Below are 19642 nucleotides of genomic sequence, written 5' to 3'. Positions count from 1 at the left end.
CCGCGGGTGCCGATCGGTACTGCCCCGACCCCGGAAGGCGCTGATGGTTTCCTACGTCCTGAAACGTCTGGCGATGTCGTTGCTGATCATCTACATCGTCATCTCCTTGTCGTTCTTCATGATCCGGTTGATGCCCGGCAACCCGATGGCAGCGCTGGAAGCTCAGCTGCGGATGCAGGGCGGCCTGAGCGAGGTCGAGATCCAGCAACGAATCAACGCCATCTACAGCGTGACGCCGGACGCTCCGGTCTGGGAGCAGTACCTGCGGTACGTGTGGGGCGCGGTCCGCGGCGACCTCGGCCGGCCGATCACCAACCCGGGGACCACGGTGGTGGCAGTGATCGCCGAGGCGCTGCCCTGGACGATCATGGTGGTCGCGGTGTCGCTGATCATCAGCTTCCTCATCGGCATCGCGGTCGGGGCGGTGATGGCCGCGTTCCAGAACAGCCGGTTCTCCCAGGCGATGACCTTCGTCGTCTCGTTCCTGAGCGCCGTACCGAGCTATCTGGTGGCGATCGCGCTGCTCTACGTCCTGACCAGCGTCTATCAGGTGTTCCCGTCCGGCGGCGCGTACGGCGTCGACGTCACGCCAGGGTTCAACGGGCCGTACCTGATCAGCGTGCTCTACCACGCCATCCTGCCGATCGCGGCGTCGGTGATCACGTCGTTCGGCGGCTGGGCGCTGGGCATGAAGGGCAGCGCGGTCTCGGTGCTCGGCGCGGAGTACGTCCGGGCGGCCGAGTCCCGCGGACTGAGCGATCGCCGGATCACCCAGTCCTACGTCGGGCGCAACTCGATGCTGCCGATGGTGACGCAGCTGGCCCTGTCCGTGGGCTTCATGTTCGGCGGTTCGGTGTTCATCGAGACCTACTTCCAGTACCCGGGCATCGGGTTCTACATGATCCAGTCGGTCGGCCAACGCGACTACTCGTTGATGATGGGCTGCTTCGTGCTGATCACCGTGTCGGTGATCATCACCAATCTCCTGGTCGACCTGCTCTACCCGCTGGTCGACCCGCGGATCGCCAATCCGGCCGCGCGCGCCCGCGCCACCGACCAGCCCGCCGACTCCGATCAGGAAGTGCTGCCGGCAGGAGGTTCGATGGCATGAGATTCCTCAGCGACCTGTGGCGGATCCTGCGCCACGACAAGGGGGCCCTGATCGGCGGCGCGATCGTGCTGATCTACTGCCTGGCAGCGGTCTTCGGCCCGATCTTCGTCGAGGTGGGCAACGAGCAGGACGCGAGCCAGGCGTACCTGGCGCCGTCGTGGGAGCACCCGCTCGGCACCGACTCGCTCGGTCAGGGTGTGCTGTCCCAGATCATCGTGGGCACCCGGCCGATCATGATCGTCGGCGTGCTGTCCGCGGTGATCACGGTCTTCATCGGCGTGGCGATCGGCCTGCTGACCGGCTACGTCGGCGGAGTGGCCGACACGGTCATCATGCGCATCACCGACATCTTCCTGACGATCCCCGGCCTACCGCTGATCATCGTGCTCGCCAGCGTGATCAACACGACCAACCCGGTCGTGCTGGCCTTCATCTTGTCGATCACCGCCTGGGCCGGGCTGGCCCGGGCGATCCGGTCCCAGGCGATGAGTCTGCGCAGCAGGGAGTTCGTCGAAGCCGCCAAGCTGCAGGGCGTCTCGCTCGGCAACATGGTCGGACGGCAACTGCTGCCGAACGTCGGGCCGTACGTCGCGATCCACTTCCTGCTGGCCATCACCGGGGCCATCTACGCATCGGTGGGTCTGTTCCTGCTCGGCATCGCTCCGATCAGCGGCAACAACTGGGGCATCATGATCAACCTGGCGATGGCCCAGGGAGCGTTGTACACCACCGACAGCGCGTTCTACCTGTTCTCCCCGATGGCCGCGATCGTCATCTTGCAGGTGGCCTTCGTGTTCTTCTCCCGAGCGCTCGACAGCGTGTTCAACCCGAGGCTGCGTGTCCAGTGAACAACATGCACACCGAAGACCAGACCCTGCTCGAGATCGACGACCTGACGGTCGCCTTCGGCGACGGCGCCGGCTCGGTGCGCGCCGTCGATAACGTCAGCCTCTCGGTCGCCGCCGGCGAGATCTACGCCTTGGTCGGTGAATCCGGCTGTGGCAAGTCCACCCTGGCGTACTCGATGCTGCAGATCGTGCCGCAGCCCGGCCGGGTGATCGGCGGCGACATCAGGTTCCGCGGCCGCGGCATGGTCGCGATGTCGAAGCGCGAACTCAACGCCCTGCGCGGTGCGGAACTCGCAATGGTCTTTCAGGGCGCGATGAACGCGTTCAACCCGGTCGTGACCATCGGCGCGCAGGTGGACCACATCCTGCAGGCGCATCCCGAGGTGTTCCCCGACCTGAAGGCGGGCCGCGAACACTTCGAGCACCTGCTCGAACTCGTCCAACTGCCTCCGAAGCGGATCTGGAAGGCGTTCGAGAGCCAGCTGTCCGGCGGGATGAAGCAACGCGTGGCGATCGCCGTCGCCTTGCTGCTGAAACCGTCCGTGGTGATCCTCGACGAGCCGACCACGGCCCTGGACGTGCTCAACCAGCGCCTGGTGATCGACATCCTCAAGGATCTGCATCGCGATCTCGGGGTGACGATCGTGTTCGTCACGCACGATCTCGCGGTCGTCGCCGAGGTGGCCACCCGGGTCGCGGTGATGTACGCCGGGCGTCTGGTCGAGACCGGGACGGTCGAGGAGATCTTCAAGGCCGAACGCCGCCATCCGTACGTCGAAGCGCTGATCAACGCGATCCCGAGCGTGCTGGACGCCGGCCTCACAGTGCGGCCGATCGGCGGCGCGGTGCCGAATCTCGCCGACCTGCCGGCCGGGTGCCGGTTCGCTCCGAGGTGCAGGTCGGTCGAGGACCTTTGCCGGCAGACCGAGCCCGCACTGCTCGGCGACGGCGGCGGCCACCTCGTGGCCTGCCACGTCGCGAACCGAGAAATCGTCCCGATGGAGGTGTCGAAGGCATGAGCCTGCTCGACGTGCGGAACGTGACGCACACCTACGACACCGGCACCGGCCGGCCGGTACTGCACAATGTCGACCTGTCCGCCGGCGAAGGCGAGATCGTGGCCCTGGTGGGCGAGTCCGGCTGCGGCAAGACCACGCTGGGCCGGCTGATCGCCGGGCTGCACGAACCCAGCAGCGGCAGCATTTCCTTCGAGGGCAGCGACATCGCGAGCCTGAAGGGCAAGGAGCGCACGGACTGGCGGCGTCGCGTGCAGATGGTGCACCAGGATCCGTACGGTTCGCTGAACCCGGGACTGACGATCGGCAGTACGTTGGCCCCCGGCCTGCTGCGGCACAAACTGGCGAACCGCCGTACCGTCCAGGACGAGATGCTCAGACTGTTGCAGCAGGTCGGGCTGGATGCCACGCCGGCGTTCCTGCAGCGGTACCCGCACCAGTTGTCCGGTGGCCAGCGACAGCGGGCGTCGATCGCCCGGGCGATCAGTCTGCAGCCGAAACTGATCGTCGCCGACGAGGTGACCAGCATGCTGGACGTGTCGATGCGCGTTGCGATCCTCGACCTGCTGCTGTCGTTCCAGCGTGAGCGCGGCATCGGATTCGTGTTCATCAGCCACGATTTCGGGGTCGTCCGGTACTTCGCGCAGGGCGGACGCATCGCGGTGATGTTCTACGGTCACATCGTCGAAGAAGGCCCGGTCGAAAGGCTGATCAAGACCCCCAGCCATCCGTACACGCACATGCTGCTCCAGGCGATCCCCGTCCCGGACCCGGTCCTGGTCCGCAAGCGAGACGCCGAGGGCGGCGGCTCCGAGCGGCTGACCGGCGAGCCCGCGACGAAGGGCTGCGTGTTCTCCAACCGCTGTCCGCTGGTCCAGGACGTCTGCCGCACGGAGGCTCCGCCGCTCGAGGACATCGGCGCGGGACACCGGACCGCCTGCTTCTTCAACGAGGAAATCCCACCGCTGACGCACCTCGCCGACGACGAGGCGAGCGCGCAAGCGGCGCGGTCGTAGGGTTCAGCCATGACGAGAACGGCCGCCAGGATCCTGCTGCGGATCGGCATCGGTCTGCTGATCATGTCGTTGCTGATCCGACCGGCGATTCGGACCCCGCACGGGATGATGGGTGACAACCTCGCCATCATCGCCTGCCTGGCGCTGATCCTCACCGCCGCGCTCGGGATCAAGTTCGCGCCTGACGAGCAGCCCGGCCGCAAGCGCCCAGACGACGAGTGACGTCCGGCCCGTCGCCGTCCGCGGCGACGGGCCCACCCGGCCGGCTGTTCGCCGTACCGGGCGGTCGGCTCACATGCTGGCGATCAGTTTCTCGACGCGCTCGTCGTGGGACTTGAACGGGTCCTTGCACAGCACGGTGCGCTGGGCCTGGTCGTTGAGCTTCAAGTGCACCCAGTCGACGGTGAAGTCCCGCCGCCGCTCCTGGGCGCGCTTGATGAACTCGCCGCGCAGCCGGGCCCGCGTGGTCTGCGGCGGCACCGACTTGGCCTCGAAGATCCGCAGGTCGTCGACGACCCGGGTGACCGCGCCCTTGCGCTCGAGCAGGTAGTACAACCCGCGCGGGCGGTGGATGTCGTGGTACGCCAGGTCGAGCTGCGCCACTCGCGGGCTGGCCAGGCCGAGGTTGTTCTGCGAGCGGTAGCGCTCGATCAGCCGGTACTTGATCACCCAGTCGATTTCGCGCTCGATCCCGGACAGGTCGCCGGACTCGATCGCCTTCAGCGTCCGCTCCCACAGCGAGAGCGCGCGCTCCACGGCCGGCGTCCCGAGCTCACGGCGGTCGACGAAGTCACGCGCCTTGGTCAGGTACTCGGTCTGGATGTCGAGGGCACTCGCCTCCCGGCCGTTGGCCAGGCGGACCTCGCGGCGGCCGGTCATGTCGTGGCTGATCTCGCGGATCGCCCGGATCGGGTTGTCCAGGGTCAGATCGCGCATCACGATGCCGGCCTCGATCATCCGCAGCACCAGGTCGGTGCTGGCCACCTTCAGCAGCATGGTGGTCTCGGACATGTTCGAGTCGCCGACGATCACGTGCAGCCGGCGGAACCGCTCGGCGTCCGCGTGCGGCTCGTCGCGGGTGTTGATGATCGGCCGGGACCGCGTGGTCGCGCTGGACACGCCCTCCCAGATGTGCTCGGCCCGCTGGCTGACGCTGTAGACCGCGCCCCGCGGCGTCTGCAGCACCTTGCCGGCGCCGCAGATCAGCTGGCGGGTGACCAGGAACGGGATCAGCACGTCGGCCAGCTTCGCGAAGTCACCGTGCCGGCTGACCAGGTAGTTCTCGTGGCAGCCGTAGCTGTTCCCGGCGGAGTCGGTGTTGTTCTTGAACAGGTAGACGTCGCCGAAGATGCCTTCGTCGTGCAGCCGCTTCTGCGCGTCCACCAGCAGGCCCTCGAGGATCCGCTCACCGGCCTTGTCGTGCGCGATCAGGTCGGTGACCGAATCGCACTCGCCGGTCGCGTACTCCGGGTGCGAGCCCACGTCGAGGTAGAGCCGCGCCCCGTTGCGGAGGAAGACGTTGCTGCTCCGCCCCCAGGACACGACCCGCCGAAACAGATACCGCGCCACCTCGTCCGGGGTCAGTCGCCGCTGCCCGCGGAACGTACAGGTGACGCCGTACTCGTTCTCCAGACCGAAGATTCGCCGGTTCACATCACCCACACTACGGCCCACCTCCGACAACCGGGCACTGTCGCAGCGCGCCGTCGCCCGGCGTTATCCCATCGATGCCCGCACCGACAGGCCGCCGCCGTGCACCGTGACTTGATCACGGAAGGATCCCGATGACCGGATACGCGCGCCTGCTCGCTGTCGGTGTCCACCCGCGGCTGGAGGTTCGGGTGGAGATGCCGGCTCATCGGCTGCTGAGCGCACGGCAGTCTGTCAGCGTCGTCGCTGACCTTTCGGCCTAACCTTTCGGCGACCGTCTGCATCGAGTGAGTGACACAACTCCTCGAAGGGGGCTGGATGATCAGGCGACGGATCGCCGCGGGTGCGTTGGCTGCGGCGATGACGGCGGCGGCGCTGGTACCCGTACCAGCGCAGGCTGCTCCCGAACGGGCCGGCGCGGCCTGTTCGATGACGCTGGGGACGGCAACCGTGCAGGGCGATCACAAGCTCCAGCGGATCACTGCGACCGCACCGATCACGGCGGCGCCGCCGAGCGTCGGTCCGAAGGGGCTGTTCCCGGTGGACCGGGTTCGGCTCGCCACCTCGGTCGGCTGGGAGCCGGACCCGCCGGCCGGGATGGCCAAGAGCGGCTACGTGGTGCTCGGCACCGAGCTGTACCGGTTCCGGTACGTCACCGACAACACCACAGGTCAACTTGACCCGGAGTCGCACAAGCTGACCAAGGTCGGCGGCGGCTGGACGGACCAGACCTACCTGGAGAAGTCCACGTCCCACAGCTACGCGTTGCAGGGCGACGTCATCACGCGCTGGGCGGTCGATGGGTCCGTTTGGCGCGGCAAAACGACGTACAGCGGGTTCTCCGCGGTCAAGACGATGACGCTGATCAGCCAGACCGCGACGTACGACACGTTCCTCGCCACAACGCGCGGCGGTGCGCTGTACACCATCCGGATCCCGTTCCGCGGGACGCCGGTGGTGAAGAAGGTGCGCACCTCGACGTGGCAGACGTTCGAGACTCTGATCGCGGAGAAGTGCGGCAACCAGAGCACGCTGCTGCTCGGCATCGACAGGGACACCCGGCGCGGCTACCTGTACGCCGTCAGCCACGCCAACGGCGCCGCCACCGTCATCAAGGGTCTGGGCCGCATCGGCGACCAGTTGCTTGCGCCCGAGGACAAGACCTCGTTCCGCTACTACCCCGGCAGCCCCGAGGCGGGCTCCCGACTCTACGGAGAGTGAATGAAGATCAAGAACTCTGCCGCGGCTCTGCTCGGTCTCACGGTCGCTGCAGGGGGCCTGGCAGCACAGACCACACCTGCGAGCGCCCGCACCGGCGAGGTGCCGACGTACTGCCAGGTGGCGATGATGTCGACCACCGACGGTGGTGACCACATCCGACGCAACTTTCAAGGCGTAGTGCCGCCTGGTGCCAGCCCGAGCGGCTGGGGCGGCAAGGATCTGTTGCCGGACAACGAGGCCCGTGCGGTCAGCGCCGTCGGTCTGCAGGTCGGCCAGGACGGGGTGTCTCAGAACCGCCGGCAGTACGTCGTCCTCGGGACCAGCCTGTACCTGCTGACGTACACAGCGGAGAGCTGGAACGGTGACGTCGTTCCCGGGTCGGTGAAGCGCACGCCGATCGGCGGCGGCTGGGGCGACGTGCGGTACATCGAGAGCTCACGGTTCAACCGCAACAACACACTGGTGCGGCAGAACGCGTACGCCCTCCTCGGCGACACGATCCTGCGGTGGACGGTCAGCGGTGAGACGGCGTTCGCCCGGAAGGCGACGTACACCGGGTTCAGCGCGGTCAAGACGATGGCGCTGATCAGCCAGACCGCGACGTACGACACGTTCCTCGCCACAACGCGCGGCGGTGCGCTGTACACGATCCGGATCCCGCTCTCGGGTCAGCCGGTCGTCAAGGTGGTTCGGCGTGGCACGTGGCAGGGGTTCGAGTCGCTCGTCGCGGACGACTGCGGTCAGAAGACGGGGCTCATCGGTATCGACCATGAGACCGGCGCGACGTTCATGTACGAGTTCGGCCACGCCAACGGCACCGCCACCGTCATCCGCGGCCTCGGCAAGGTGAACCGCACCATCACCGAGACGCTCCACGCCCGCTACTACGAAGACACCACGGACTACGGCCAACTCTCCGGCGAGTAGTGGGTCATCTCTCATTAGGTAGTGCACCACCGAGACGGTGTACGCGCCGACTCAGGTGCACTATCTGGGCGAGGACACCTCCTGTCGAGATGACACACCTACTCGGCGCGGGCCGGCGATCAGAGGTCGACCAGGTCCAGGAGTTGGCCGAGTTCCTGGGTGGTCAGCTCACGGAGTTCGCCGGTGTGCAGGTTGCCGCGGCGAACCGGGCCGATCGCGGTACGGGTCAGGCGCTTCACCGGGTGGCCGACCGCGTCGAACATGCGGCGCACGATGCGGTTACGGCCCTCGTGCAGGCTCATCTCGACCAGCGTGCGGCCCGGGACCGTCGACACGATCTTCACGGTGTCGGCGCGGGCGGGGCCGTCGTCGAGTTCGACGCCGTCCAGGAGTTGACGCAGTACCGCGGGTTTGACGTTGCCCTGAACCTCCGCGACGTACGTCTTGGAGACTTCGTACGACGGGTGCGCGAGCCGGTGCGCGAACTCGCCGTGGTTCGTGAGCAGCAGCAGGCCCTCGGTGTCGGTGTCCAGCCGGCCGATGTGGAACAGCCGCTCCGGGCGGTCCGCCACGAAGTCCGCGATGCACTTACGGCCTTGCGGGTCGGACATCGTGGTGACGACGCCGCGGGGCTTGTTGAGGACGAGGTACACGTTCGCGCTGACCGGCGGGATCCGTTCACCGTCGACGCGAATGACCGCCTGCTCCGGATCCACCCGGACCCCGAACTCGGTCACCACCCGCCCGTCGACCTCGACGCGCCCCTCCTCGATCATGATCTCGGCGGTCCGCCGCGAAGCCACCCCGGCCCGCGCCAGCACCTTCTGCAGCCGAACCCCGCCCTCATCCCCCATTCCGCACCTCACTCACCACAACCGCAGCCGTGGACTCACCATCCGCCGGTACGGCGTCGCCCGGCTCGCTGTCCGTGGAGTCGCTGTCCGTGGACTCGCTGTCCGTGGACTCGCTGTCCGTGGACTCAGTGTCCGTGGACTCGCTGTCCTCGGGCGCCTCGTCTGCGGAGTCGTCGTCCGCCGGTACAACGGGGGTTGCCCCAGCGTCGGTGGACTCCCTGTCCGTGGACTCCCTGTCCGTGGACTCCCTGTCCGTGGACTCCGTGTCCGAGGACTCCGTGTCGGCCGGGGTGGCGGGTGGGAGGGTTTGGGCGGCCAGTTCTTCCTCGATGTCGTCCATCTCGGGGAGGTACGGGGCCAGTTCGGGGAGGTCGTCGAGGGACTGCATGCCCATGCGCTCGAGGAAGTACGAGGTGGTGCGGTACAGCGTGGCCTGGGACTCGGTGTCGGAGCCGGCCTCCTCGACCAGGCCGCGGGCGACGAGGGTACGCATGACGCCGTCGACGTTCACGCCGCGGATCGCGGACACTCGGGCGCGGCTGACCGGTTGCTTGTACGCGACCACGGCGAGGGTTTCGAGGGCGGCCTGGGTGAGGCGCGCCTGCTGACCGTCGAGGACGAAGCGTTCGACGTACGGCGCGGCCTCGACGCGGGTGTAGTACCGCCAGCCACCGCCTACCTCGCGCAGGTCGAACCCGCGGCCCTGCTCGGTGTACTCCGCTGCCAACTCCGCCAGCGCTGCAGCCACGTCGGGGGTCGGGCGGCCGACGGCGCGGGCGAGGGTCAGCACCGGCAGCGGCTCGTCGGTCACCATCAGGATCGCCTCGAGCGCACGACGCATGGTGTCGTCGTCGATGACCACTTCCTCTCCCACCGGCACCGCAGTCTGCCCCGGCGGCAGGTGATCCTCGTTCTCCCCGTCACCTTCCGTGCTCCCACCAACAGCCACGTCCCCACCGTCGTCGGCCGTCGCGTCGGCGCCGTCCTCGGCGTCGGAGCCATCCACCGTCATGCCGTCCGTGGCGGGTGCGTCCACGCCGTCCGTCGCCGGGAGGCCGGTGTCCGGGGTGTCCTCGGCCACGGTGTCGGCGTGCGCGGGGGCGGACGGCTGGTCCGGGGTGGGGTTGGGGTTGGGAGTGGTCACTGGTCTGCCGTCTCGGGGTTGTCTGGGGCGGGGTTGTCTGGGGCGGTGGCGTCTGGGTGAGGCTCGTCTGGGTGAGGTTCGTCGGGGGCGGTGAGCGATTCGCCGGGTTCGAGGAAGTCGATGTCGTCGTCGACCCGAGGCGCTTCGCCGGTTTCGTCGGCGGGTTTGAGTTCTTCGTCGAACTCGTCGCTGACGGAGATCTCGCCCTCGTCGGCGCCGGTCCAGCGGATGGTCAGCTCGCCGAGCGGCGTCACCTGGTCGAAAGCCACGGCTGCCTCCCGGAAGAGCTCGAGCAACGCCAGGAAGCGGCACACCGTGGTCACTGTGTCCGGCGAGTCCGCCACCAGCGCGCGGAACGTCGTACTGCGCTGCCGCCGCAACCGGTCGACGATCACCTCGGCCTGCTCGCGGACCGTGACGGCCGGCGCGTGCAGGTGGGCCAGCGAGACCCCCTCCGGTACGTCGTCCTTCGGTGCCATCGCCTTCGCCGCCAGGGCCGCCAACCCGGCCGGGTCGATCCCGAGGAGTACTTCGGGCAACAGCTCGGCGAACCGTGGCTCGACGCCGACCGCGCGCGGGAACCGCTTCGCCTCCAGCGCCATCCGGTCCTGCATCAGCGCGGCGATCTGCTTGAACGCGCGGTACTGCAGCAGTCGCGCGAACAGCAGGTCCCGCGCCTCCAGCAGCGCCAGGTCCTCGTCGTCCTCGACCTCGCCCTTCGGCAGCAACCGCGCCGCCTTCAGGTCGAGCAGCGTCGCCGCGATCAGCAGGAACTCCGACGTCTGGTCGAGGTCCCATTCCGACCCCAGCGCCTTGATGTGGGCGATGAAGTCGTCGGTGATCACCGACAGCGCGATCTCGGTGATGTCGAGTTTGTGCTTGGCGATCAGCTGCAGCAGCAGGTCGAACGGCCCCTCGAAGTTCACCAGGTGGACGCTGAAACCCTTGCCATCGGCAACAGGTGCCGATGCGTCGGTTCCGAGATCCAGCGGTAAGGAGTCCGAGGAGGACACGGTCACTCCGACGCCTTCAGGCGCCGCACCAGCACCGAGTCCGGTCCGTGGTCGACGAAATCGGCGAGCAGGACGTCGATCGCCTCGCGGACGATCCGCCCTCGGTCGGCCGACAGGCCGTGCTCCGCGCGCAGCGCGAGTCTGGTCTGTTCCAGGCCGAGCAGCTCCTCCTCCGTCACGTACACGGTGATCTTCGTGTCGTGCCGGATCCGACCACTCGACTTCCGGTCCTCGACGACCGTCGTACGGGACCGCACGGTGTCCGGCGGTCCGTCAGTGGTGGTGCGCTTCTCGGGTCTGGTCTGCTTCGGTGCCGTACCCCCGAAGAGTTCACTGGCACCTGGCAGGCTCACCCGGCGGGACAACGCGCCAGCACCTCCTTGGCAAGATCGCGGTACTGCGTGGCTGCGGACGAGGACGGGGCGTACGTCGTGATCGGTTCGCCGACGACCGTGGTCTCGGGGAACTTCACCGTACGCCGGATGACGGTGTGGAAGACGCGTTCGTCGAAGGCCTGGACGACTCGGTCGAGAACCTCCCGAGCGTGCGTCGTCCGCCCGTCGAACATGGTGCCGAGAATGCCGACGATCTCCAGCTTCGGGTTCAGCCGGTCCTGCACCTTGGCGATCGTGTCGGTCAGCATCGCCAGCCCGCGCAGCGCGAAGAACTCGCACTCCAGCGGCACGACGATGCCGTTCGACGCGGTCAGCGCGTTCACGGTGAGCAGGCCGAGCGACGGCGCGCAGTCGATCAGAATCACGTCGTAGTTCGGGATGATCGGGTCCAGGACGCGCTGCAGCGTGTACTCGCGCGCGACCTCCTGGACCAGCTGCACCTCGGCCGCGGACAGGTCGATGTTGGCCGGCAGCAGGTCGAGGTTCGGCACGTTGGTCGGCCGGATCACCTCGTCGGCGGTGATGTCGCGCTGCATCAGCAGGTTGTAGACCGACAGCTCCAGGTTGTGCGGCTGGACGCCGAGACCGATGGACGCGGAACCCTGCGGGTCGAAGTCGATCAGCAGCACCTTGCGACCGGTCTCGGCGATCGCCGCGCCGAGGTTGATCGTCGTGGTGGTCTTGCCGACGCCGCCCTTTTGGTTGCACATCGCGATCACCTGCGCCGGGCCGGTCTTGGTCGGCGGCTGCGGCTCCGGCAGGTCCGGCACTGGCCGGCCTGTCGGCCCGATCTTGTGACGCGGGCCGTTCGGATCGTTCACGGGTGCGAGGTCCTCCGCGGTGAGCTTGGCCGTCGGCTTCGGCATCTCCGCATAGTTGTCGGGCAGGGTTCGCGCCGGCGCGGGGGCCGGGCGGGGCGGGCTGCTGGGCTGCTGGTACTGGTGCTGAACTTCGTGCTGGTACTGCGTGGCGTGCGGCTCAGGTGCCTGGTGCTCAGGTGCCTGGTGCTGCGGTGCCTGGTGCTGAGGCGCCTGATACTGCGGGGGCGCCTGGTGCTGCTCCGGCGCCGGGTACTGCTGCTGTGTCTGCTGCGGCATCTGCTGCTGTGTCTGCTGCGGTGTCGGCTCCGGTGTCGGCTGGTGGGTCGACGGTGTGGCCGGCTGGGACACGGGCGGCGCGCTGATCGGCCGGACCGGCTCCGAGACATGTCCCGGAAGGTGGCCCGTCACGTGTTCGGTGCCCGGGAATGTCGACTCGTTCATGACTCGTCAAACCTTTCAACCGATACGGGCGACGCATGCGACTGTAAGCGTGCATTCAAGCACTCTCAACGAGCCACTCCGCACCGGGGTGGGGTGGTTTGTCGACAAAGCTCCGAACCCGGCCGATCAACCTCGGCGAGTCACCTACCGTGATCGCATGATTGCACATCGTTCCCAAACCCCTCGCACCGGGGTCAGGACGACAGCGCCCGCGGATGAGACGTCGCGTAGACCTCGCGCAGCTTGTCGACCGTGACGAGTGTGTACACCTGGGTGGTCGTCACGGACGCGTGTCCGAGCAGTTCCTGGACCACGCGGACGTCGGCGCCGCCGTCCAGCAGATGCGTCGCGTACGAGTGCCGCAGCGTGTGTGGCGAGATCTCCTTCGCGATACCGGCCCGCTGCGCCGCGCGCCGCAGTACTGTCCAGGCACTCTGCCGGGACAAACGACCACCGCGGGCGTTCAGGAACAGCGCCGGCGTACCGCGACCCCGTGACACCAGATCGGGTCGTCCACGGACCAGGTACGCCGACAATGCGTCGCGCGCGTACGTGCCGACGGGTACTACTCGCTCTTTGCTGCCCTTGCCACGCAGCAGCACCGCACCGGCGTCCAGGTCGATGTCGTCGACGTCCAGCCCCACCGCTTCGGAGATGCGGGCCCCAGTGCCGTACAGGAACTCCAGCAACGCGGCGTCCCGCGTTGTCAGTACGCCAGGCTCAGCGTCGGCGCCGGCAGCCGCAGCCAGGATTCTGGTGACCTCGTCGACCGACAGCGCCTTGGGCAGGCGTTGCGGCGGCACCGGCGGCTTCACGGCCGCAGCCGGATCCACCGCCGTCAGACCCTCGCGTACGCAGAACTTGTGGAACCCACGCACCGCCACCACGGTCCGTCCCGCACTGGACGCGGTGAGTGGCGGATGGTCCGCGTCCCCCTCGCGCAGCCGCATCAGGAAATCACTGATGACGGGTTCGGTGATCCGGCCGAGGCTCTCGATCCCGGCGTCGGCGAGGTAGCCGCGGTACCGGCGCAGGTCGCGCCGGTACGACGCCAGCGTGTTGGCGGCCAGGCCGCGCTCGACCGTGAGGTGGTCGAGGTAGGCGCCGACCGCCCGCGCGATGTCGTTCAGACCAGCACCTCGTCGAGTTTCAGCTGCGGCAGGTCGTGCGCCTCGGCGACCGGGCCGTAGGTGACGTGCCCGTCGAACGTGTTCAGCCCGAGCGCGAGGCTGTGGTCCTGCTTGAGCGCCTCCCGCCAGCCCAGGTTCGCCAGCTCGATCGCGTACGGCAGCGTCACGTTGGTGAGCGCGTACGTCGACGTGTTCGGGACCGCACCGGGCATGTTGGCGACGCAGTAGAACAGCGAGTTGTGGACCTTGTACACCGGGTCGGCGTGCGTGGTCGGCCGCGAGTCCTCGAAGCAGCCGCCCTGGTCGATCGCGATGTCGACGAGCACACTGCCCGGCTTCATCCGGCGGACCATGTCGTTGGTGACCAGCTTCGGCGCCTTCGCCCCGACCACCAGCACCGCGCCGATGACCAGATCGGCCTCAAGCACCGCCTTCTCGATCTCGTACGCGTTCGAGGCGATCGTCAGCAGGTGGCCCTGGTAGATCTGGTCGGCCTGCCGCAGCCGCGCGATGTTGCGGTCGAACAACTGCACCTGCGCCTGCATGCCGAGCGCGATGGCGGCCGCGTTCATCCCGGACACACCGGCGCCGAGGACCACCACGCGGGCCGGGTGGACGCCGGACACACCGCCGAGCAGTACGCCGCGGCCGCCGCCCTGCGCCATCAGGTGGTACGCGCCGGACTGCGGTGCGAGCCGGCCCGCCACCTCACTCATCGGCGCCAACAGCGGCAGCGTGCCGTCGGGCAGCTGAACCGTTTCGTAGGCGATTCCGGTGATCCCCGACTTCACCAGCGCGTCGGTGCAGTCCCGGCTCGCGGCCAGATGCAGGTACGTGAACAGCACCTGCTCCTTGCGCATCCGGTGGTACTCCTCCGCCACCGGCTCCTTCACCTTGAGCACCAGCTCCGCATCGGCCCAGACGTCGTCCGCCTCCGGCACGATCCGGGCCCCGGCGGCGACGTACTCCGCGTCCGGGATCAGCGACCCGTCGCCCGCCCCCTGCTCGATCAGAACCTCGTGCCCGCCGCGCACGAACTCGTGCACCCCGGACGGGGTGATCGCCACCCGGTACTCGTGGTTCTTGACTTCCTTGGGAACTCCGACCTTCACAACTTGCCCTTCTTTCACGATCCAGGTGTGCGGCCCACGTCGTTGTGTCCGCGGCCCGGCGGTTGAGGGGTGGTTGCCAGGTCGCTGCCGAGTGTATGCCGGAAAGGTTCATACCACCCGAGCGGATGGTCTGATCGTGACTCGACACCCTGCACGTACCCCGGTGGTAATCCAACGGAAGCAATTCGGCAATGCCTCCGCTCTTGCCGAACGGCATTTCCGGTCCGTCGAACGCGGTTCGGAAACAGCCGGCTACCGACCGGATACGGCCCTGTCGCGGACCGCAAGCCACCTTGACGTGACAACGATCATTGACGGGCATTCGTGGCCGTCGGCGATGCTTGGAGACGGCGCCCGAACCGCCCCGGGTCCGCAGGTTCGAGGACGTTCGAGGAGAGGAGCACGGCGTGGCGATGGAACTGGGACGCTACGGGGTCTGGCACGGAGCCCAACAGTACGGCCCGGAGCTTGCGGCCGGACTGGAGCAGGCCGGGTACGGCACGTTGTGGCTGGGCAGCTCCCCGGGCGCCGATCTGCGCGACGCCGAGGTGTTGCTGGCCGCAACGAGTTCGATTGCTGTCGGCACCAGCATCGTCAACATCTGGAAGTCGCCGGCCGCCGAGGTCGCGGCGTCGTACCACCGGCTCGAGGACGAGCACCCGGGACGGTTCCTGCTCGGCGTCGGGATCGGGCACCGCGAGGCCACCGGCGAGTACAAGTCGCCGTACGCGACGATCGTCAACTATCTGGACGAGCTGGACGACGCGAAGGTCCCGGTCGACCGGCGGGCGCTGGCCGCGCTCGGTCCGAAGGTGCTGCAGTTGGCCGGGTCACGGACGGCCGGGGCACTCCCGTACCTGACCACGCCGGAGCACACGCGGGAAGCGCGCCGGATCCTCGGCGGCGGCGTGCTGCTCGCGCCGGAGCAGATGATCGTCCTGGAGACCGATCCGGAGATCGCCCGCGCAACGGCGCGGGACCGGCTCGGGCCGTACCTGCAGCTCAGCAACTACACGCGGAACTTCGAGCGGCTCGGGTTCACGCCGGCCGACTTCGCCGACGGCGGCAGCGACCGGCTCGTCGACGCGATGGTCCTGCACGGCTCCGCGGTCGAGGTCGCCGAGGGGCTGAAGGCGCACCTGGACGCGGGCGCCGACCACGTCGCGATCCAGCTGCTGGGGCACGAGGGCATCGACCTGCTGCCCGGCTACGAAGCCCTCGCGACCGTGCTGCTGTAGACCACGTCGGGGGCGCCTTCGGAGGGTTGCGAAGGCGCCCCCGAACAGGTGCTCCTGCCGGCCGTACCGGGGTCTTGAATCCGGGCCGGAACGGGGCACTATCAGCAGTAGATGCACCACATCGGGGTGGTGCATGTTGGAGGTGTTTCCCCATGACTGAGCGACACGAGTTGCGATGGGGCGGCTTCGCCGGACTGGCCTTCGTGGTGCTGGCGATGCTGGGCAGGTTCCTGCCCGGTAACGCTCCGACGGTGGACGACGCGGACGGCACGATCACGGCCTGGCTGACCGACAACCGGGGGCTGATCCTGCTCAGCGCGCTGATGTGGGCGGCCGCGGCGGGCCTGGTGATCTGGTTCGCTGCCGCGTTCGCTGAGGCGATCCGCGAACGGGCGGAGCGCAGCGACGTCCACCTGGCCCTGCTGGCCGGTGCGGTGCTGGTCGGCGGCGCGATCTTCGTGAACGCGGGACTCACCGCGGCGACCGCCTTCAGCGTCGACGGCCGGGACACGGCGATCACACTGGCGATGTACGAGCTGAGCGCGGTGCTGACCACGATGATCGGCTTCGCCGCGGCGTTGCCGTTGGCGGCGGCCGGGATCGGCGTACTGCGGACGCACGTGATGCCGAACTGGCTCGGCTACCTCGCCCTGCTGGCCGCCGTGGTCTCCTTCCTCGGCGCGTTCGGAGTGTTCGCCGAGAGCGGCACGTTCGTGGCCGGCGGCCTGTTGATGACCACGGTTCCGCTGCTGCTGACCGCGGTCTGGATGGTGTGCGCCAGCGGCTACATGGTCCGCGGCCAGCTCCCGGAGCTGTCCACCGGGGACCGCGGCGCCGTACCGCAGACGTGAGCCACCCCGCTACCGCATGGTGAAGTCGGCGAAGTCGAAGCCCGGCGACACGATGCACGACACCAGGACCGGCTCGTCGCCCTCCGGCCGGGCCGCCTGCCAGGCACCCGCAGGGATCACCACCTGCGGGTGCTGACCGGCGCGGACGTCCGGTCCGAGGACGACCGACCGGTCCTCCGAACCGTCCTGGTACTCCAGCCGCAACGGACCGCCCGAGTGCCACAACCACAGCTCGGTCGAGCGGACCCGGTGGGACCGCGACTCCTCCCCCGGCGCGAGCAGGAAGTAGATCGCGGTCGCGCTCGCTCGCGGACCGTCGTACCCCTCGGGCCGGAACTCGACAGGCGACCGCCAGGTCTCCCGGAACCATCCGCCCTCGGGGTGCGGTTCGAGCTCGAGCAGGACGGCCAATTCCGGCTTCTCCATGCTCCGATTCTCGGTCAGAGTGCGGTCCATGACCGATCTGCCTTCCAGCTTGCCGTCGGAGTACCACCGCCGCCTGCCGTACGGCGAACGCCTGTCGGCCGCGCCGTTGATCGGCCAACCGTTCTTCCCCTTCGAGGGTGATGTCCAGGTCGTCGAGCTGGCCGAGCCCGTCATCCCGGAACCGCCGCGGAACGGCGAGGAGGGCGGCAAGCCGTGCCCGAAGTGCGCCGACCCGGACCAGTCGGTGATCTGGCGCGACGACCAGTGGGCGCTGAAGGTGTTCGAGCCGTCCGGTCTGCCGCTGGTCGCACTGCTCGAGCCGCACCAGCACTACCGGCTCGACAACCTTCCGCCGGAGCTGACCGCCACGCTGGGACCGATCATTCAGCGCGTGGCCAAGGCGATCCAGAGCCTCGACAGCGTCGGCCGCACGCACTTCAACCGGTGGGGTGACGGCAGCGAGCACTTCCACGTGTGGTTCCTCGCGCGGCCGCTCGGGATGATGCAGCTGCGCGGCGCGCAGATCGCCGCCTGGGACGACCTGCTGCCGAAGATCCCGGTCGAGGAGTTCACCGCCAACGCCCGGCAGGTCGCCGCCGCCCTGGCGAAGGACGGCGGCGAAGCGCTCGGCGCCTGACCACCGGCGCCTGACCACCGGCGCCTGACTACCGGCGTCTGACTACCGGCGCTTGACCACCGGCACGTGACTACAGGTGCCCGACTACTGGCGCCTGACTACCGGCGCCTGACTACCGGCGCCTGACTACCGGCGCCTGACTACCGGCGCCTGACTACCGTGCTGAGTAACGGTGCTGACTACCGGTGCCCCAGCTGGCGTGCGACCAGGATGTCGGTCCGGCGCGCCGGCGGTCCGTCGATGCCGTCGGGGTCGTCCTGGGTCGGCGTGATGCCGCCGGCTGCGACCCGGTCCAGCACGGCGAGTCCGAGACGATCGACCGAGCCGAATACGGTGTAGTCCGGTCGCAGCCGGGAGTCGCCGAAGACCAGGAAGAACTGCGATCCGTTGGTGTCCGGTCCGGCGTTCGCCATCGCCACGGTGCCGCGTGCGTACACCTTCCGCGTCCCGGTCGGGTCGTCCGGCCAGTTGGGGAGGTCGGTGGGCAGTTCGTCCTTGTACGAGTAGCCCGGGCCGCCGCTGCCGGTACCGCTCGGGTCACCGCACTGCAGCACCTTCAGCGTCGGGTACAGCGTCAGGCGGTGGCACGTGGTGAAGTCGTAGAACCTGCTCCTCGCCAGGTGCAGGAAGCTCTGCACCGTGCACGGCGCCTTCGCCCGGTCCAGTGACAGCAGCATCGGGCCCTGGTTGGTCGCGACGACGACCTTGACAATCCCCTTGTCCGGCGTATGCACCGGGTCGGGCGGCAGCGACACCGGCCGCGCGGGCGGGTCGTCAGGCGTCGCGGTGTAGCCACAGGGTCCAGTGGTGCTACCCGTCGTACCGGCTGGTACGGCGCCTGACGTGCCGTCCGGTGTGCCGGCGGCTGGTACGACGCCTGGTACCGCGGCTGGTACGGCGGCTGGTACGGCGGCTGGTACGGCGGCTGGTACGGCGGCTGGTACGGCGGCTGGTACCGCGGCTGGTACCGCGGCTGGTACCGCGGCTGGTACCGCGGCTGGTACCGCGGCTGGTACCGCGGCTGGTGTGCCGGCGGCGTGGGCCCGGGTGGTGGCGTGGGCCGGGGTGGTGGCATGGGCCGGGGTGGTGGCATGGGCCGGGGTGGTGGTGAGCAGCAGGCCGGCTGTGGCCAGCACTGCCGCGCACGTGGTCTTCCTCATCAGGACTTCCCTCCCGCTACGGTGACGAGCCGTAGGTCACGGTTCGTAGGCAGCCTGATACTGACCGGTGTCCGCGTCAATGTCACGAGCACAGCGGCAGAGACCGCCGCCGAGTCGTGAAAATCGGCAGCTCGCCACGACCATTCCCCACGACTCGGCGAACCACCCGACAACCATTCCCCACGACTCGGCGGAACCACGACCATTTCCCACGACTCGGCGGAACCACCCCGACAACCATTCCCCACGACTCGGCGGCCCGACGAGCACGTGCCACGACTGACGGACCCAGCTCACCCCGTGCCCAGCCCAACACGAGGGGATATCCGCGCCAGCTGGGGGTTCTCTGCTGGTATACCGACAGAGAACCCCCGAGACGCGCGGTTATCCGGCTCTTGTGACCGATCCGTGGGTGGCCCGGGTGACCGAGTCGCCGCCCACGCTGTGCCGCGCTGGACCACGCCCGACCACGCTGGACCACGCCCGACCACGCCCGACCGCGCTGGATCACGCTGGACCGCGCTGGACGCCCCGCGCGTTCCCACACCGTGGGTTCACCCACGGTGTTGTGGGTTCCTGACCCGTGTGAAGGGTACGGAACCCACAACACGATGGGTGAACCCACCTTGCG

General features: G+C 68.5%; 20 protein-coding genes. 10 read left to right on the top strand and 10 right to left on the bottom strand.

What is annotated here, in order from left to right:
• The first annotated feature begins 43 nt into the window (after positions 1 to 43).
• Genes AB0B82_RS30110 through AB0B82_RS30090 form a run of 5 tightly spaced genes read left to right on the top strand, consistent with a single transcriptional unit; the run spans position 44 to position 4213 of the window.
• Complete coding sequence (locus AB0B82_RS30110) at positions 44 to 1111, top strand: ABC transporter permease (RefSeq protein WP_360176019.1); 1068 nt, start codon at positions 44 to 46, stop codon at positions 1109 to 1111.
• Positions 1108 to 1959: an ABC transporter permease gene (locus AB0B82_RS30105; protein ID WP_360176016.1), complete on the top strand. Its 852-nt coding sequence runs from the start codon at positions 1108 to 1110 to the stop codon at positions 1957 to 1959. The genes AB0B82_RS30110 and AB0B82_RS30105 overlap by 4 nt, the downstream gene beginning before the upstream one ends.
• Positions 1960 to 1964: 5 nt before the next feature.
• Positions 1965 to 2978, top strand: coding sequence for an ABC transporter ATP-binding protein (locus tag AB0B82_RS30100; RefSeq protein ID WP_360176013.1), 1014 nt, complete (start codon positions 1965 to 1967; stop codon positions 2976 to 2978).
• Positions 2975 to 3991 carry an ABC transporter ATP-binding protein gene (locus AB0B82_RS30095; protein ID WP_360176009.1) on the top strand — a complete coding sequence of 339 codons (1017 nt, stop codon included), beginning with the start codon at positions 2975 to 2977 and terminating at the stop codon, positions 3989 to 3991. The genes AB0B82_RS30100 and AB0B82_RS30095 overlap by 4 nt, the downstream gene beginning before the upstream one ends.
• 9 nt (positions 3992 to 4000) lie before the next feature.
• Complete coding sequence (locus tag AB0B82_RS30090) at positions 4001 to 4213, top strand: hypothetical protein (RefSeq protein WP_360176006.1); 213 nt, start codon at positions 4001 to 4003, stop codon at positions 4211 to 4213.
• Positions 4214 to 4282: 69 nt separating this feature from the next.
• On the opposite strand, the gene pafA is transcribed toward AB0B82_RS30090, so the two are convergent.
• Positions 4283 to 5644: a Pup--protein ligase gene (pafA, locus tag AB0B82_RS30085; RefSeq protein ID WP_360176003.1), complete on the bottom strand. Its 1362-nt coding sequence runs from the start codon at positions 5642 to 5644 to the stop codon at positions 4283 to 4285.
• A gap of 315 nt (positions 5645 to 5959) precedes the next feature.
• On the opposite strand from pafA, the gene AB0B82_RS30080 reads away from it, so the two are divergent.
• Both AB0B82_RS30080 and AB0B82_RS30075 read left to right on the top strand, forming a co-directional pair.
• Positions 5960 to 6862: a hypothetical protein gene (locus tag AB0B82_RS30080; protein WP_360176000.1), complete on the top strand. Its 903-nt coding sequence runs from the start codon at positions 5960 to 5962 to the stop codon at positions 6860 to 6862.
• Positions 6863 to 7789, top strand: a complete 927-nt coding sequence (locus AB0B82_RS30075; protein WP_360175997.1) for a hypothetical protein — start codon at positions 6863 to 6865, stop codon at positions 7787 to 7789.
• A gap of 119 nt (positions 7790 to 7908) precedes the next feature.
• Here AB0B82_RS30075 and AB0B82_RS30070 read toward each other — a convergent pair whose 3' ends face one another.
• From AB0B82_RS30070 to ald, 7 genes are all read right to left on the bottom strand, one after another.
• Positions 7909 to 8643, bottom strand: a complete 735-nt coding sequence (locus AB0B82_RS30070) for a pseudouridine synthase (RefSeq protein WP_360175994.1) — start codon at positions 8641 to 8643, stop codon at positions 7909 to 7911.
• Positions 8633 to 9787 (bottom strand): SMC-Scp complex subunit ScpB, encoded by a 1155-nt coding sequence (gene scpB / locus AB0B82_RS30065; RefSeq protein ID WP_360175991.1) that lies wholly within the window; start codon positions 9785 to 9787, stop codon positions 8633 to 8635. The genes AB0B82_RS30070 and scpB overlap by 11 nt, the downstream gene beginning before the upstream one ends.
• Complete coding sequence (locus AB0B82_RS30060) at positions 9784 to 10806, bottom strand: segregation/condensation protein A (protein ID WP_360175988.1); 1023 nt, start codon at positions 10804 to 10806, stop codon at positions 9784 to 9786. The genes scpB and AB0B82_RS30060 overlap by 4 nt, the downstream gene beginning before the upstream one ends.
• Positions 10803 to 11165, bottom strand: a complete 363-nt coding sequence (locus AB0B82_RS30055; RefSeq protein ID WP_360175985.1) for a hypothetical protein — start codon at positions 11163 to 11165, stop codon at positions 10803 to 10805. Before AB0B82_RS30055 ends, AB0B82_RS30060 begins: the two co-directional genes overlap by 4 nt.
• On the bottom strand, positions 11150 to 12061 hold the full coding sequence (locus AB0B82_RS30050) for a ParA family protein (RefSeq protein WP_360176059.1): 912 nt from the start codon (positions 12059 to 12061) through the stop codon (positions 11150 to 11152). The genes AB0B82_RS30055 and AB0B82_RS30050 overlap by 16 nt, the downstream gene beginning before the upstream one ends.
• Before the next feature lie 590 nt (positions 12062 to 12651).
• Complete coding sequence (gene xerD, locus AB0B82_RS30045) at positions 12652 to 13587, bottom strand: site-specific tyrosine recombinase XerD (protein ID WP_360176056.1); 936 nt, start codon at positions 13585 to 13587, stop codon at positions 12652 to 12654.
• Complete coding sequence (gene ald, locus AB0B82_RS30040) at positions 13584 to 14699, bottom strand: alanine dehydrogenase (protein WP_360175982.1); 1116 nt, start codon at positions 14697 to 14699, stop codon at positions 13584 to 13586. The genes xerD and ald overlap by 4 nt, the downstream gene beginning before the upstream one ends.
• 413 nt (positions 14700 to 15112) lie before the next feature.
• Between ald and AB0B82_RS30035 the strand changes: the two genes are divergently transcribed.
• A complete protein-coding gene (locus AB0B82_RS30035) occupies positions 15113 to 15937 on the top strand; it encodes an LLM class F420-dependent oxidoreductase (RefSeq protein ID WP_360176053.1) in 825 nt (274 codons plus the stop codon).
• Positions 15938 to 16089: 152 nt separating this feature from the next.
• Positions 16090 to 16788, top strand: a complete 699-nt coding sequence (locus AB0B82_RS30030) for a DUF4386 family protein (RefSeq protein ID WP_360175979.1) — start codon at positions 16090 to 16092, stop codon at positions 16786 to 16788.
• Positions 16789 to 16797: 9 nt separating this feature from the next.
• Here the strand turns inward: AB0B82_RS30030 and AB0B82_RS30025 are convergent, their stop codons facing one another.
• Positions 16798 to 17214: a cupin domain-containing protein gene (locus AB0B82_RS30025; protein ID WP_360175976.1), complete on the bottom strand. Its 417-nt coding sequence runs from the start codon at positions 17212 to 17214 to the stop codon at positions 16798 to 16800.
• A gap of 28 nt (positions 17215 to 17242) precedes the next feature.
• On the opposite strand from AB0B82_RS30025, the gene AB0B82_RS30020 reads away from it, so the two are divergent.
• Positions 17243 to 17851, top strand: a complete 609-nt coding sequence (locus AB0B82_RS30020; protein ID WP_360175973.1) for a hypothetical protein — start codon at positions 17243 to 17245, stop codon at positions 17849 to 17851.
• A 179-nt stretch (positions 17852 to 18030) separates the two neighbouring features.
• Here the strand turns inward: AB0B82_RS30020 and AB0B82_RS30015 are convergent, their stop codons facing one another.
• Positions 18031 to 19011, bottom strand: coding sequence for a peptidylprolyl isomerase (locus AB0B82_RS30015; protein ID WP_360175970.1), 981 nt, complete (start codon positions 19009 to 19011; stop codon positions 18031 to 18033).
• Between the last annotated feature and the right edge of the window lie 631 nt (positions 19012 to 19642).

It is taken from the genome of Kribbella sp. NPDC048915 (assembly GCF_040649595.1).
Lineage (GTDB): Bacteria > Actinomycetota > Actinomycetes > Propionibacteriales > Kribbellaceae > Kribbella.
This window is presented reverse-complemented; position numbering and strand designations above follow the sequence as displayed.